The sequence below is a fragment of the Virgibacillus salexigens genome, from assembly GCF_014905415.1.
GTDB classification, from domain to species: Bacteria; Bacillota; Bacilli; order Bacillales; family Amphibacillaceae; genus Virgibacillus; species Virgibacillus salexigens.
Map to the genome: position 1 here is coordinate 66,603 of NZ_BNEO01000008.1, position 14,041 is coordinate 80,643.

A 14,041-nucleotide genomic window follows, 5' to 3' on the forward strand; every position below is an offset into this window, starting at 1 on the left:
TCGTAGAATGAAGTTTCATATTATATGTTCCTAGACGATAGGAAAAGTCGTATATCAAATAATTAACGTCTCACAGACATCATCGTAGAAGGAGGCAGGAAGGGAATGAAGCAAGAATATGCTATACCTGCAAATACAGCAAGACAACCGTTCTTTTTCAACAGAGAAAATTGGCTGAAACGTAGTTTACTGCTTGTTATGCTAGTGACGTTTCTTGTAGTACTTGTGTTGCCATTAATGACGCTGTTTGTAAAAGCTTTTCAAAGTGATGACGGTGTGTTTGTAGGGATTGATAACTTTATAAATTATTTTCAAACACCTGCGCTGGTTCAATCTTTACAAAATACATTTTTCATTGCAGCCATGACTACAGCGATATCTGTTAGCCTAGCATTTGCTTATGCTTATTGCTTGGTTAGAACGGATATAAAAGGGAAAACCTTCTTTCGTTATGCTGCATTTTTGCCTTTGTTTGCACCAACGATGATGCATGGTATTGCCCTTGTCTATCTATTTGGTAATCAGGGGATCTTTACAAATGGTTTTTTTGGACTGTTGCCGGCAATGGATATTAACCTTTACGGACCAGTTGGCATTATTATTGCCGAAGTCATTTATACATTTCCACAGGCGTTTATGATCATGCTTGTTGCCCTTGGTAATTCGGATTACCGATTATATGAAGCTGCAGAAACGCTAGGTGTAAATAAGGCTAAACAGTTTTTTACCATTACACTTTCTAATGCAAAATATGGCCTGGTTAGTGCGATATTCCTTGTGTTTTCTCTTAGTTTCACTGATTATGGTGCACCTAAAGTAGTAGGTGGACAATACAATGTACTTGCAACGGATATCTACTCCCAAGTTGTTGGGCAGCAAAATATGAGTATGGGAGCAACTGTAGGTATTTTATTAATGATTCCAGCGTTACTAGCCTTCTTTTCAGATCAGCTGGTGAATCGTAAACAAAGTTCATCCTTATCAACAAAAGCAATCCCATTTCAAGTGAAGCAGAATAGGAAGCGTAATGCTCTGGCATTTTCTTTTGTTACAATCATTACCATTTGTGTGTTCCTTGTATTTGCAGCAGTAATTATAGCGGCGTTGGCACCTGGCTGGCCATATAATTTATCTTTTAATCTAGCTAACTTTCAATTAGAAAGTTATACAGGTGGTGGTTTCACAGCTTTTAAAAATAGTTTGCTAGTAGCAGCATTATCTGCTGTGTTTGGCACGATCTTTACATTTATCTATGCTTATGCAATTGAAAAAATTCGAAAGATGACGGGACTGCGAAAGGCAGGAAAGTTCTTCTCTATTTTGCCGGTTGCGGTACCAGGTTTAGTAATTGGGATAAGTTATGTTCTATTTTTTAGTCAACCAACAATTGAATTATTTGGGAGTCGTTTCACTAACCCATTTAACTTCTTATACGGGACAATTGGAATTATTGTTCTTGCTAACATATTGCATTTCTATTCTGTCGCATACGTTACGGCAACAAGTGCATTAAAGAAGTTGGATAAAGAATTCGAAACCGTATCTGAATCAATGGGTGTACCCATGTATAAGACATTTTTTAAAGTAACTGTGCCAATGTGTATGCCAGCAATATTGGAAATGGCGATGTATTTCTTCGTCAATTCAATGGTCACCATTTCAGCTGTTGTGTTTCTGTATACCGCAGAATTCAACTTAGCAGCAATTTCTATTGTCAATTTAGATGATGCCGGAAACTTAGGGCAGGCAGCAGCACTTAGTGTGCTTATCATTATCACGAACATTGCAGTTCGAATACTCTATGAGCTTGTCGTTTACTGGATTCAACAACGACGTAAGTACAAACAAAATCAACTAACGGAAGGAATGGTCATGAATGAATAAGGTAGAGGCAGTAATATTTGATTGGGCTGGTACAACAGTGGACTATGGATGTTTTGCACCACTTGAGGTGTTTTTGGAGATATTTCGTAAAGAGGGAGTTAGCGTTTCAGTGGAAGAAGCGCGTGGACCAATGGGAATGTTGAAAATTGAGCATATTCGCACGATGCTTGCAGAGCCACGGATTCGACAAGAGTGGATTCGTGTCAAGGGGGAGGAACCTTCAGAAACTGATGTCCATCGAATGAATGATGCCTTTGAGGACAATTTATTCCAGGTGCTTTCACATTTCACCGAACCGATTCCTGGAGTCGTCGATTTAGTCACGTTACTACGCAGCAGAGGAATAAAAATTGGGGCAACGACAGGTTATACAAAAGCGATGATGGAAATTGTAGCACCGGGTGCCAAAGCGCAGGGCTATGCACCTGATTGTTATTTTACTGCAGATGACGTAAAAGCTGGACGTCCTTATCCATGGATGTGCTATCGTAACGCAGAAGAGCTAGAAGTATTCCCTATGAATAAGCTGATAAAAGTAGGTGATACCCCAACAGATATGAAAGAAGGAAAGAATGCAGGAATGATAACCGTTGGTGTTGTACTTGGTAGCAGTGAGTTAGGACTTACGAAAGAAGAAGTTGAAGTCACGAAAACAAATGAATTGGAAGAACGTATTCGTTTTGTTTCAGAGCAACTAAAAGCAGCAGGTGCAGATTATGTTATTAAACAAATTCGTGATCTAGAAGCAGTAGTTAATGATATCGAAGGGACCCCTTTACCTAAGGAGGAGGGTAGTCTGTTATGAAAAATGATTACTTGTTATTAACCCCTGGACCTCTATCGACATCGGAGACGGTTCGAGAAGCGATGCTAAAAGACTGGTGCACTTGGGATGCTGAGTACAATCAACTTGTGCAAGATGTACGGAGCCGTCTTGTTCAATTAGCGACAACAACTGTAGATAAATATACAGCAGTATTGATGCAGGGGAGCGGCTCTTTTACAGTGGAAGCAGTCCTTGGTACGGTTATACCGAAGCAAAGAGGAAAATTGCTGATTTGTACGAACGGTGCATACGGAGATCGGATCGTGGAAATGACAGAAGTACTCGGAATAGCTACTACGGTTGTTTCAACAGAAGAAAGCGAAATACTGGATGAACAACGAATCGCAGCTGAATTAAAACGAGACCCGGCCATTACGCATGTTGTCGTTGTGCACTGTGAAACGACAACTGGTGTATTAAATCCTGCGAAAGCTATTTGTCAGCTTGCTAAAAGCTATGGCAAAATCACAATCGTAGATGCCATGTCAAGCTTTGGTGGAGTAGAGATGGATGTAGTTGATTGGAATATTGATTTTTTAATTAGCAGTGCTAATAAATGTATTCAGGGCGTCCCTGGTTTCGGGTTTTGTATAGCGGACCGTGATAAATTAGAAGCGTGTAAAGGAAATGCGCGCTCTCTTTCTTTAGACCTTTATTCGCAATATAAAAAAATGGAAGAAGCAAATGGAAAATGGCGCTATACATCACCAACACATGTAGTCCGAGCTTTTCACCAAGCACTTATAGAATTAGAAGAAGAGGGGGGGATTACTGTTCGTAACCAACGCTATGCAACAAATCAAGAACAATTGGTAAAAGGTATGGAAGAACTTGGATTTCATGTGCTTATTCCAAGAGCGTATCAATCACCAATAATAACATCCTTTCTTTATCCTAAACAAACCAATTTTACGTTTGAGCAATTTTATCAATCATTGAAAAAGCAAGGTTTCGTAATTTATCCAGGAAAAATATCAAAGGTTGATACATTTCGAATCGGAAATATAGGTGAGGTTTATGTAGAAGATATTCATCTTCTTCTCGGTGTTATCAAGAGCTTTATTGTAGATAAACAAGAACTTTTTGCATAGATTCAGGACTTGTTCGAAGGGGAGATATATAAATGGAACTATTGTCAGACGAGCGAAAACACAAAATCTTGAACCTCATCGATCAACATGGAAAGGTCAGTGTACGTCAATTGGCATTGGATTTCAACGTGTCAACAGAAACCGTTCGCCGAGACCTTGATGAATTAGCAACGAAGAATCTTCTAAAAAAAGTGTATGGTGGTGCGCTAAGGATTGAAACAACTCGTAATGAACCAACCATTATGGAACGTAATATAACGAATCAAGTTGAAAAAAAAGGATTGGAGAGCAAGCAGCATCAATCACCGAAGATGGCGATGTTATTTTTATTGATGAGGGGAGCACTACCCTGCAAATGATTCCCGCCTTAGTGGGAAAAAGCGGACTAATGGTTATTACGAATTTTTTTCCAATTGTAAAAGCATTGATGGAATATGAACAAAAAAAACAGTTTGATGGTGATATTATATTTTTAGGTGGGCATGTTCATAGTGCACATGGTCGTACAGGTGGCTCATTTACAAAAACAATGGCCCAATCATTTTTTCCTGATAAGGCTTTTATATCCTTAGATGGAATAGAACCAAAGATTGGAATGACGGGGTACCACTCGGAAAAATGTTCACTTTCAGAATTATTCATTTATCAAGCTAAACAAGTTTACGCATTAGCGGACCATTCAAAGCTTGGTGTAACCGCAAATTATAAAATTGAATCACTTACAGCATTTGATCATGTCATCTGTAATGCTGACGCACCCGCTAACTGGGATATAAAGGGTCTCGATTGGATTACTTGTTAAAGCTACTTATAAAAAAGTGGAAAAGCTTCTAATATAGAGCTTTTCCACGTTTTTTTAAAAATCCTTGGACCAAATTGGCAGAAGAAGTTTAACCCCGCGTTTATTAAATGGTAACACCTTACTATCAGCAATCAAATGACTAATATAAGCGATAATGCATGTATAATAAACACCTTCTATTGCAAGAGAAGTTTCTAGTTTAGAAGCAATAAATCCAAAAAAAATAACTCCTAGAATCGAATGTGTATAGCTTCGATGAGCTACAAAGGAGGCAATAAGTATGTAAATTCCTAACAGCATTAACCATATTTCTTGCAAGGATATTCCGCCTGCTAATACACCAATTCCTGTAATTGTTAGCATATGGCGTTGTTTTATGGAAGAGGATAAGGCTAGTAAACCTAATCCAATCCCCATACCGATGAATCGCTCATTTTCCGTTCCTTCATAAAAGCTATAACAAATAAGTAATATACCAATGAACTGTGCAACGGTGCGAAACATCTTATGAGACAAGGTAATTTTTCCTCTTAATTTTCCATCAATATCAAGATCTGGTATTAATCCAGAAACGGTTCCTAATCCGACGAGTAAGAGTGTTTCAGAAGGAGTCCCTTGAACATTATTTGCTACAATAAATCCTGTTGCTGCTCCAATTGCTGCATGTGCTGTACCGTTCATGTTTTCACCCCTTCCAATCGTTATCTTGTGGAAAACAGCTTTTTATATTGTACAACAAAATGTATGTTCTGTTTAGGGGGTGAATAAAAAATAGAGATACAACCGATCTCCGTACATGGGTTATGTTGCTTTGAATGGAGTTTTAGCAATAATGATATATAACAATTCATTTGGGGAAAACTTTTCAGTTATATGGAAGCCTGCATTTATTAATGCTTGCTCCATATCCGATGATGAGATTCTTGGTGGTCCATTTGGGGAAAATTCTTTATCCTCAAATTCCACACATACGAAATAACCATCTTCTCTAAGCACTTGTTTTATTTGCTGTAATGCGTTGGATAGTGGTTGAACCTCATGTAAAACAATGGATGCTAGGACGATGTCAATAGAGGCATCTGCTAATGGTATATTATCGATTGTTCCTCGGATGGTATGAACATTTTCAATAGTGTCCTTTTCGGTTTTGGTTTTTATCAATTCCAACATTTTAGGATTTATATCTAGTGCGTATACCTGGCCATCTACTAGGTTTGCTGCTGGAATTGTTAAATAGCCGGTACCTGCACCTACATCTAAAATAGTATCTGTCCTTTTGATGGGTAGCATGTCTAATAATCTTTCTGGAGGGAAAGATTCTCTTCTTTTAGGATTATCTAAATCGTATACTATATTTGAAAAGGGTTTGGAATGATTTTTATGGTTCATATTCAACCTCCTAGGCTTCATGATTTGCTTTTCAAATAATATTATCGGTGCATTTGTCTTCCATTGTATTAGCAATATCAATTAAAAACTTATTATTAAGCTCATTTTTCATATTATATTCGGCATCGATCATCACACGTTCAATGAGACAATCTGTATTATGATTCAACGAGCAACTAAATAAATTGGAGTCTCCCTCGATGGAAGTAATTACATCTAGAAATGAAATTTCATTCTTCGGTTTAGAAATTTGATAACCACCTTTAACTCCAGGTGTCGATTCAATCAGTCCACCTTTAGCAAGCTTTGTTAAGATTTTTGACAAATAAGTAGGTGATAGATTTTGTATTTCCGCCAAACGCTGGACACCTATTGTTTTTCCCTTAGGAAGAAGAAGTAGATACACCATCGTGTGCAGGGCGTAGTTAGTAGCTTTCGAATATTTCATTATGTCCTCCTTGCAGTATTAAGGTTATTAAAGAGTGTCTTTATCTTTAATTAGATTTAGATTATCACTTTAAGAAAATCATGTCAACTTTCAGCGGCTATTACTCTCACTATCCTTCATTTACAGGACAATCTGTAAAGCTCTACATCTAAAATAAAAAAGAGGTATGAAATACAGAATCCATACCTCAAGCAATACTACTCAATCAAAACTAAACCTGTTGGTAGGGTTTCGATGTGAAGAACAATACGATTGTAATCATCAGTCCAATTACACCCAATCCAAACAAGATGAATTGGATAGGGATTTGGATAGCAGCTAGACCAGAAACAAGTGCATATGCTACTGGATCAAACCCATTCATTGCTAGGAAAATTAAGCTCATCACCCGCCCCATTACATGAATATCGGTTGTTTCTTGTGCGGCAGTAAAAAATGGCACAAATACAAAGGACATAGACAAACCAATAAAAAATACAACGACGGTTAATAGTATTAAGTTAGGAACCCAGCTAAAAATGATAAAGGCAATTAAAGCGCATACCAGTCCGGATAGAGAGGTTTTTCCTCTTCGTTTTATTGGTATCATGCTAAGAAATCCAGTACCAACAACTAACCCAATTCCAAGGCTTACTTCCATATAACTTAGATTTAAAGGTGTTCCACCATAAGCATCTACAAGTAACGGAATAGCGACATGAAGTGCTCCAAATACAAAGAAATTAAGGATAATTAAAACCAGTAACCCTGTTAATAAAAAGTTTGAATGACGAATATAAGAAAAACCAACCTTTAGATCTTGCAAAGGGGTCTGTTTTGTTCCCTTTTCAACAGGCGATTCTTTAATATACGGTGGAAAGATTAATACCGCTGATAAGAATACCAATCCTGTAGTAACCAAATAACTACCAGACACACTTACTTGTTCCATCAGGAAGCCTGCAAGAATAGGCCCAATTACAAATGATATTTGATCTACACCTTGAAAAACAGCATTTGCTGGTTGTAAAAGTGTACGATCAACAATTTTTGGAATCATGGAAGAACTAGCTGGCCCAAAGAAAGCGTCGAGCATTCCAAACAAGCCGGATAAGATTAGCAGTAACGCTAACGTCATGTTGTCTTGCGATACAAGTATAAAAATAATTAACAATAATATCGACTGAATAAGATTTGTACTAAACATAATTGTTGTTTTTTTATATTTATCTGCAAGTAATCCTCCGAAGGCCATCATAAGGATACGAGGCACGGTGGCAGCGATGAGCACAAGCCCAAGTGTTCCAGCAGATCCTAAATCGGTGATAACATACCAAGTCGTAGTGGTTAAAAACATACTAAACCCAACAACAGCGAATATACTAGATGCGAATAAAAGAACAAAGATTCGATTATTAAATAGAAATAATGGTGACATAACGCAAATCCTCCGAAGTAATAAAATCTGATTCTTCTACGTAGGGTAGCTTTACATATTTTAGGTATCATGTTATAGTCAATTCACATAACTACCGAACGGTCGTTTTTAAAATTTTAACCTAGCAATTATTGTTTGTCAAAGGAGGAAAACAATGCAAACAAAAGAAAAGCTATTGCTTGAAAGTATGGAACTGTTCGCCGCGTATGGCTATGAGGGAACATCAATGGCAAAAATAGCGGAAAAAGTTGGGCTGAAAAAGTCATCGTTATATGCCCATTACACGAGCAAAGAAACGTTGTTTTTAGATGTAACAGAAAAAATTACAAATGAGTATGTACATCTTGTAGCACAATCTATCGATAATAACGAACAATCGAGTGAGAAACGTCTTTATCAATCTTTTATGATTCATGTAAAGGACCTAGTAAGCGACGATGCAAGTATTCAATTCTATAATCGCTTCGTTCAATACCCTCCGCAGAATTTAGAAAAGGAGTTATTTACATATCTGGAACGTAGTGAAGAGGAAGCGTTACGTATCCTAGTTAAAGAGATTGAAAACGGCCAAACGGTAGGAGAAATTAGTAAAGATCTAGAAGCAAAGCAAATCGCTCATACTTATTTTTGTTTACTCGAGGGATTGTCCAATGAAATCATCTTTTATGATTATCCGACATTACAACGTCATGCAGAGCGTATATGGGAAGTGTTCTGGCGTGGTATTCGTATGTAACAAAGTGGATGAGGAACGTGGCAGGATGCTGTCGTTCCGTTTTATACAATTGATTGAAGCAGTATGAGCGTATGCCAAAAGAATGAAAGAAGTCATTCTTCCGTTTTTATTTTTTAAATGAAGCTACAACTAATCTATTTATCTCATAAAAAATCTTGCCATTCATAAAATAGGAGTAGCCATGAAATTATGTAATTGATATGGTTAGTGGTCAACTGTTAAGTGTAGTAAAAGAATGGAATCGTCGTGTAGTCACTACAATACAGTTGTCAAATAGTAGTCGTAAAGGTAGGTAGAGGAAGGATATTTTTTTCTGGCATGATTTTCGCTTGTAGGCTTAAGAATATATAAAATTTATTAGGGGAGGAAGGAAGTTGGACATGCGTGCTGTTTTTCGAATGCCAAGAACCATTCATTATGGGAGATCTGCCTTAGAACGGATAGGTGAAGAGACTGCTCATTACGGAAGCAAAGCTTTAATTATTAGTGATGAAGTAATGAGTAGCCTTGGATACATCAGTAATGTACGTGATTATTTAGCAACAGCGAAAGTAGAGAGTGTTACATATCTTGGGGTGGCATCTGAACCTACTGATGTATTTGTAACAGAAGCCCTAGAGTTAATGGAGGAGAAATCATGTGATGTAATTATTTCAATAGGTGGCGGGAGTTGTATTGATACTGCGAAAGCCGTTTCTGTACTGGCTGCAAATGGTGGGTATATTGGGGACTATAGGAACAGAAACAAAACAATAACGAAAGCACCTATTGCGCATATCGCGATACCGACTACTGCAGGAACGGGTTCTGAAGCTACGGATGCCACTGTTATAACCAATACAGCAAACGATGTGAAAATGATGATTAAACAGCCAGCATTTATGCCGGAAGTTGCTATTGTTGATCCGCTATTAACGATTTCATCTCCAAAGCATGTTACCGCAGCAACCGGTATTGATGCCCTCAGTCATGCGATAGAAGCATACATTTCAAGACAATCACAACCTATGACAGACACATTGGCCCTTTCAGCGATGAAATTAATTGTAGACCATATTGAAGCAGCTTATGAACATGGAGAGAATTTAGATGCAAGGGGAGCAATGGCATTAGGTGCACTACAAGCAGGGATTGCCTTTACGAATGCATCTGTATGCTTGGTTCATGGGATGTCAAGACCAATTGGAGCTTTGTTCCATGTACCTCATGGTTATTCCAATGCAATGTTGTTACCAGCAGTGCTAGAATTTAGCCAAGAACATTGTAGGGAACGTTTAGCTGATTTGGGGAGGTTTTTTGTTCCTACTAAAGAGAAGGTCGATAATCAAACTGCTGCGGATATTGCAGTAAATGAGGTTAAACGCTTATGTAAGGAGTTACAAATTCCGAATTTACGTGGTTGGGGAATTGATGAGAGATCTTATGAAAGCGTTATCAAAAAGATGGCATTAGATGCACTTGACAGTGGCAGTCCAGCAAATAACCCAAAGGTTCCAACCAGATTAGAAATTGAATCACTATATCGAATTTGTTTCGATTACAATTATTCAACAGATAATGTTATGAAATAGATCGTAAGGGAGCGTGTCGATTATGGATGTTCTTGGTATGGTTGGTTTAATTGGGGCGGTAGTATTACTCATTTATTTAACGATGAAAGGAATTAATATCATTATTGCTGCTATCCTTTGTTCGATTGTAATTGCAATCACTGGTGGACTTAATCTGGAAACAGCGTTAATGGATAATTATATGTCTGGGTTTACTAGTTATTTTGCATCTTGGTTCTTGGTATTTTTGCTTGGTGCAATCTTTGGGAAAATCATGCAAGAAACGAAATCAGCAGAAAGCATTGCACAATGGATCAAGAAAGTAATAGGAGAGAAACGTGCGGTACTAGCAGTTGTGGCAGCAGCTGCAATTATGACTTATGGTGGTGTGAGTTTATTTGTTGTAGGCTTTGCTATTTATCCAATTGCTGTTTCATTATTCCGTGCAGCAAATTTACCTCATCGATTTATCCCGGGGGCGCTTGTTTTTGGCTCGATCTCATTTACAATGACATCACCTGGATCACCAGAGATCCAAAATATTATTCCTACTGAATTCTTTGGAACAACTCCAACAGCTGGTGGTTGGATAGGTTTGTTAATGGGGATTTTTATCATGGTAGTAGGCGGTTTATGGCTTGGTTCCATGGTGCGAAAAGCATCGAGGAAAGGAGAAGATTTCGCGTTGCCAAGTGCTTCTCCAATCAAAGCAAATGAAGAGTTGGCAGCTGCTTTAGCACAAGAACAAACAGAAGAAAAGCAGGCAGACTTGCCAAATATCATTGTTTCAATTCTTCCATTAGTCTTGGTGATTGTTATTTTAAATATTTTAGGTCAATTCATGAATCCAACTACAGCGTTGTTAATAGCAATGACTGTAGGAATCAATGTTGCATGTTTAACCATGCATCGTTTCTTAAAGGAATTCTGGGACTCACTAGCTGTCGGAACACAAAATGCACTTGTGGCATTGTCAAATACATGTGGCGTCGTAGGTTTTGGTAGTGTTGCGGCTCAAGTGTCTGCATTTGATGGATTAGTAAATGGTCTTGTTAATTTACCAGGACCACCCTTGTTAGGATTAGCATTAGGTGTTTCAATTATTTGTGCCATTACTGGATCTGCTTCAGGAGGGCTCGGAATCGCTCTTCCGATTTTAGCTCCAATTTATATGAGTCAGGGATTAGACCCTGGTGCAATGCACCGTTTAGCTGCTCTTGGTTCAGGAGGTCTTGATTCCATGCCGCATAATGGTTATGTTGTTACAACAGTCCGTACTATTTGTGGAGAATCCCATAAACGAGCATATACACCAATACTTTATTTAAGTGTCATTTTGCCTATGGCGGCAATGTTCATTGCTGTTATATTATATTCTATATTATAAATAAGCATTTCTTCATTTAGCCTCAGTCAGTTTCAAGGGCTGGGGTATCTATTTTTCAAATATTTAGTACCTGGTTCTAATACTTTGTGTTAAAATGAAATATAAGTTATTCAAGGGGGTTATCGTATTGTATTATTTAGCAGCATATTTATTAAAAATAATTTTAAGTTTATTTGGAAGAATAAACGTTTATCAGAAGGAGAATGCAGCGATACCTGGTGGATTTGTTATTGCTTGTACCCACACAGGCTGGGTGGATATCTTGTGGCTGGGTGTTTCTATGCTTCCTAAGAAAATTCATTACATGGCAAAAAAAGAATTATTTCAATCAAAGTTATTAAAGTGGCTAATGGAACGGTTAAATGCATTTCCTGTTGATCGTGAAAACCCAGGACCAAGTACGATTAAAGTTCCGAGAAGGCTGCTTGCTGAGCAGAAAGTGGTAGGTATTTTTCCAAGTGGAACAAGAACAAGTGAAGAGGTTCCATTAAAAAGAGGTGCTGTAACTATTGCTGGACATGCAAAAGTACCGATTGTTCCTGTAGCATATAAAGGACCTAATAATTTTACAGACCTCTTTAAACGAATAAAGCCTTCCATTATTTACGGGAAGCCAATTTATATTTCGGAACATTTACCAAGAAAACAAGCAATGGAAGAGATGATGGTCCAATTGAATCAAGAACTTAGTAATTTACAAAACCGATTGAATGAGCTGAATTAATGGTTCGTGTTCCAACTTTAGTTAAGTTAAAATGCTTTTCCCAGACAATGTTTTCACCTATGATAGAAATATTCTTCGTTAAAATTTCTATCATAGGTGATTGGCATGTCAGGGGTGAAACATAAATGAGGCTTATTTAACATCACGATTGGATTGGGGATATTATTATATCCATTAAACTCCGCCATGATTGCGATTGCATTGACACGACTTCAACATGATTTTAACTTCACTTACTTAGATGCTCCTGGTTTATCTCTGTTTCTTTATTTGGTAAGTGCAGCTGGACAGCCCATAATGGGAAAACTAAGCAAGCGATATGTTCGGTCAAAACGATTATTTATGGCAGAGCTTACAATTGTTTCCTTGGCTTCAATACTAGCTCCTATCTCCCCAAACTATTTATTTCTACTAGTATGTCGAGCTTTACAGGCGATGGGAAGTTCTAGTGGTATGAGTATGATAAGAACCTTTATTTCGGAAGGCCAGGGCAGGGCCATAGCTATTTTGTAGCTATCTTCAGCTACTCAAGTTGTCCCCGCGGAGCAATGCCTAGTTATTTGCTATGAGTTAGGAACATATAATATTCCCCGTAAACGAATCTTAATGGTTGTCAAGATAACTCCATATTTTTGAGGCAATTTCTCTGGCTTCTGATTCATCAGAAGTACCTGCAAATGTTTCCATAAACGAGCGAGAAATTGATTCAATAAGAGAAAACCGTGGGGATGTTTTTGCTAATTCCTCTAATAAAAAGAGAATATACTCTTTGCCACGCTCCGTTTGTCCGCGGTTAAGATTGCTAAGAAAACCTTCCAATTGTTCCGCAATTTCTTGGCTAGTATAGACCGTATCATCCATATTATTTGTTAAGATAGTATATGATTCGTCACCTAAAAGTTGATCATTGGTTTCTATTAAATGTGGAATAATAGCATCTAATCGCCGAATGACATATTGAATGAGTTCCTGAATACTGCCTAAATGCTGAGAAGATGTTGAACCAATATGATTAATATGCTGCATCATACCTAGTAATAGTACGCCCGCATCTAATGCGAAGGGCGTCGCTAAATGTCCATATACATCAACAATTCGGTTTCGAAGCCAGAATAACTCCTTGAAATGATTTTTCTTTACAAAATCTCTTAACTCTTCATCACCTGAATGGAAAATTGCTTCAAAAAGCATGAATAGATTCTGTTCTTTATTTACTTGCATACGTACCGCTATTTGTTCAGCCAATACCTGCTTATCTGAAGGATCTTGTCCAATTAGAAGTTCTCTTCTTCGAATAAAGGTTTCGTCGTTTACATGTTCTAAGATAGCAATTAAACACTCATTCTTAGATGAAAAGTAATTATAGAAGGTTCCTTTAGAAATAGTAGATTCTTCTAAAATGTCTTGGACAGAAGTGGCTGAAAAGCCTTTTTCTATGAAAAGTCGTTGTGCTGTCAACAATACTTGTCGTTTTCGTTCATTCATTCGATCATTCACCTTTATTACATTAAGATAAACCTATCGTACCCTATAATACATGCATAAGCAAAGCGTAAGATATTGAAAATATTGTAAGGAAACTCCTTTTGATCATAAGAACCGTATCCCTGTTAAAAAAATCACCTCAAAAGCTAAAGAGTAAACTTTCTGACTTTTCTTACCTCCAGTCAAGTGTTTTACACAATTTATTTGAATTATTTACCTTGATTTATTCAGGGGGGATAAACCTCCTGAGTAAGTCAAAATTTCCGCATGACTAATAGACCTAACGTTTTTCCATTTTTTTC

The 14,041-nt window shown here is 37.5% G+C and carries 15 protein-coding genes; 10 read left to right on the forward strand and 5 right to left on the reverse strand.

Annotated features, from left to right (window positions below):
* Positions 1-105: 105 nt before the first annotated feature.
* From JKP73_RS20525 to JKP73_RS23275, 5 genes are read left to right on the forward strand one after another with little or no spacing between them, the layout of a single operon-like run.
* Entirely contained in the window at positions 106-1,884 is a 1,779-nt protein-coding gene (locus JKP73_RS20525) for a putative 2-aminoethylphosphonate ABC transporter permease subunit (protein ID WP_074436686.1), read from the forward strand.
* A complete protein-coding gene (gene phnX, locus JKP73_RS20530; protein ID WP_038245563.1) occupies positions 1,877-2,689 on the forward strand; it encodes a phosphonoacetaldehyde hydrolase in 813 nt (270 codons plus the stop codon). Before JKP73_RS20525 ends, phnX begins: the two co-directional genes overlap by 8 nt.
* The gene (gene phnW / locus JKP73_RS20535) at positions 2,686-3,801 is read left to right on the forward strand and encodes a 2-aminoethylphosphonate--pyruvate transaminase (protein ID WP_200411750.1); all 1,116 of its coding nucleotides are present in this window, start codon (positions 2,686-2,688) and stop codon (positions 3,799-3,801) included. Before phnX ends, phnW begins: the two co-directional genes overlap by 4 nt.
* A gap of 32 nt (positions 3,802-3,833) precedes the next feature.
* The gene (locus tag JKP73_RS23270) at positions 3,834-4,160 is read left to right on the forward strand and encodes a DeoR family transcriptional regulator (RefSeq protein ID WP_234447151.1); all 327 of its coding nucleotides are present in this window, start codon (positions 3,834-3,836) and stop codon (positions 4,158-4,160) included.
* A complete protein-coding gene (locus JKP73_RS23275) occupies positions 4,130-4,603 on the forward strand; it encodes a DeoR/GlpR family DNA-binding transcription regulator (RefSeq protein WP_234447152.1) in 474 nt (157 codons plus the stop codon). Before JKP73_RS23270 ends, JKP73_RS23275 begins: the two co-directional genes overlap by 31 nt.
* Positions 4,604-4,657: 54 nt before the next feature.
* On the opposite strand, the gene JKP73_RS20545 is transcribed toward JKP73_RS23275, so the two are convergent.
* The 4 genes from JKP73_RS20545 to JKP73_RS20560 form a co-directional block, all read right to left on the reverse strand.
* On the reverse strand, positions 4,658-5,284 hold the full coding sequence (locus JKP73_RS20545; RefSeq protein ID WP_021292429.1) for a metal-dependent hydrolase: 627 nt from the start codon (positions 5,282-5,284) through the stop codon (positions 4,658-4,660).
* Positions 5,285-5,404: 120 nt separating this feature from the next.
* Positions 5,405-5,992 (reverse strand): class I SAM-dependent methyltransferase, encoded by a 588-nt coding sequence (locus tag JKP73_RS20550; protein ID WP_200411751.1) that lies wholly within the window; start codon positions 5,990-5,992, stop codon positions 5,405-5,407.
* Between the two features lie 31 nt (positions 5,993-6,023).
* Positions 6,024-6,440, reverse strand: a complete 417-nt coding sequence (locus JKP73_RS20555) for an RrF2 family transcriptional regulator (RefSeq protein WP_021292431.1) — start codon at positions 6,438-6,440, stop codon at positions 6,024-6,026.
* Positions 6,441-6,651: 211 nt separating this feature from the next.
* The gene (locus JKP73_RS20560) at positions 6,652-7,857 is read right to left on the reverse strand and encodes an MFS transporter (RefSeq protein ID WP_200411752.1); all 1,206 of its coding nucleotides are present in this window, start codon (positions 7,855-7,857) and stop codon (positions 6,652-6,654) included.
* A gap of 154 nt (positions 7,858-8,011) precedes the next feature.
* On the opposite strand from JKP73_RS20560, the gene JKP73_RS20565 reads away from it, so the two are divergent.
* The 5 genes from JKP73_RS20565 to JKP73_RS20585 all read left to right on the forward strand — a co-directional run bounded on the left by JKP73_RS20565 (position 8,012) and on the right by JKP73_RS20585 (position 12,767).
* Positions 8,012-8,593 carry a TetR/AcrR family transcriptional regulator gene (locus tag JKP73_RS20565; protein ID WP_200411753.1) on the forward strand — a complete coding sequence of 194 codons (582 nt, stop codon included), beginning with the start codon at positions 8,012-8,014 and terminating at the stop codon, positions 8,591-8,593.
* 374 nt (positions 8,594-8,967) lie between these two features.
* Complete coding sequence (locus JKP73_RS20570; RefSeq protein ID WP_200411754.1) at positions 8,968-10,164, forward strand: iron-containing alcohol dehydrogenase; 1,197 nt, start codon at positions 8,968-8,970, stop codon at positions 10,162-10,164.
* A gap of 22 nt (positions 10,165-10,186) precedes the next feature.
* Entirely contained in the window at positions 10,187-11,530 is a 1,344-nt protein-coding gene (locus JKP73_RS20575) for a GntP family permease (RefSeq protein WP_021292435.1), read from the forward strand.
* 127 nt (positions 11,531-11,657) lie between these two features.
* A complete protein-coding gene (locus JKP73_RS20580; RefSeq protein ID WP_021292436.1) occupies positions 11,658-12,254 on the forward strand; it encodes a lysophospholipid acyltransferase family protein in 597 nt (198 codons plus the stop codon).
* A gap of 153 nt (positions 12,255-12,407) precedes the next feature.
* Complete coding sequence (locus JKP73_RS20585) at positions 12,408-12,767, forward strand: MFS transporter (RefSeq protein ID WP_038245549.1); 360 nt, start codon at positions 12,408-12,410, stop codon at positions 12,765-12,767.
* A gap of 90 nt (positions 12,768-12,857) precedes the next feature.
* Here JKP73_RS20585 and JKP73_RS20590 read toward each other — a convergent pair whose 3' ends face one another.
* Complete coding sequence (locus tag JKP73_RS20590; RefSeq protein WP_021292438.1) at positions 12,858-13,739, reverse strand: TetR/AcrR family transcriptional regulator; 882 nt, start codon at positions 13,737-13,739, stop codon at positions 12,858-12,860.
* Positions 13,740-14,041: the final 302 nt, after the last annotated feature.

What these genes read in the sequence shown, in the direction of transcription:
- JKP73_RS20525 (WP_074436686.1), top strand. Translation starts at nt 106, where the DNA reads ATGAAGCAAGAATATGCTATACCTGCAAATACAGCAAGACAACCGTTC.
- phnX (WP_038245563.1), top strand. Translation starts at nt 1,877, where the DNA reads ATGAATAAGGTAGAGGCAGTAATATTTGATTGGGCTGGTACAACAGTG.
- phnW (WP_200411750.1), top strand. Translation starts at nt 2,686, where the DNA reads ATGAAAAATGATTACTTGTTATTAACCCCTGGACCTCTATCGACATCG.
- JKP73_RS23270 (WP_234447151.1), top strand. Translation starts at nt 3,834, where the DNA reads ATGGAACTATTGTCAGACGAGCGAAAACACAAAATCTTGAACCTCATC.
- JKP73_RS20545 (WP_021292429.1), bottom strand. Translation starts at nt 5,284, where the DNA reads ATGAACGGTACAGCACATGCAGCAATTGGAGCAGCAACAGGATTTATT.
- JKP73_RS20550 (WP_200411751.1), bottom strand. Translation starts at nt 5,992, where the DNA reads ATGAACCATAAAAATCATTCCAAACCCTTTTCAAATATAGTATACGAT.
- JKP73_RS20555 (WP_021292431.1), bottom strand. Translation starts at nt 6,440, where the DNA reads ATGAAATATTCGAAAGCTACTAACTACGCCCTGCACACGATGGTGTAT.
- JKP73_RS20560 (WP_200411752.1), bottom strand. Translation starts at nt 7,857, where the DNA reads ATGTCACCATTATTTCTATTTAATAATCGAATCTTTGTTCTTTTATTC.
- JKP73_RS20565 (WP_200411753.1), top strand. Translation starts at nt 8,012, where the DNA reads ATGCAAACAAAAGAAAAGCTATTGCTTGAAAGTATGGAACTGTTCGCC.
- JKP73_RS20575 (WP_021292435.1), top strand. Translation starts at nt 10,187, where the DNA reads ATGGATGTTCTTGGTATGGTTGGTTTAATTGGGGCGGTAGTATTACTC.
- JKP73_RS20590 (WP_021292438.1), bottom strand. Translation starts at nt 13,739, where the DNA reads ATGAATGAACGAAAACGACAAGTATTGTTGACAGCACAACGACTTTTC.